This is a genomic window from Cytobacillus oceanisediminis 2691, from assembly GCF_007678455.1.
GTDB lineage: Bacteria > Bacillota > Bacilli > Bacillales > Cytobacillaceae > Mesobacillus > Mesobacillus oceanisediminis_A.
This window is the reverse complement of sequence record NZ_VEEP01000463.1, coordinates 1-228: the sequence shown is the minus strand read 5'-3', so window position 1 is coordinate 228 and position 228 is coordinate 1. Positions and strand designations below refer to the sequence as shown.

Genomic DNA, 228 nt, shown 5'->3' with positions numbered 1-228 from the left:
CCCCATCCTCTAAATCACCTCATACCCCCCCATCCTCAACACCCTCCTTCACATATCTCCTCCTCACACACATCCCATTATCACCCCACTCCCCATTCCTTTCTCCTTCACCAACATACTCTTCCACACTCTTTTCAAACCCTCTTAACCCAAAATAAAACTCTTCCCTTTTTCTCACCCTTGCCCCCTCACCCCACATTTTCCATCCTCTATCCACCAAATCCACAC

1 pseudogene is annotated in these 228 nt (G+C 48.2%); it reads right to left on the bottom strand.

The annotated features are described in order from the left end of the window. Nucleotides 1–19: 19 nt before the first annotated feature. A pseudogene (locus tag FS736_RS24790) lies at nt 20–228 on the bottom strand (hypothetical protein); the annotation flags it as partial.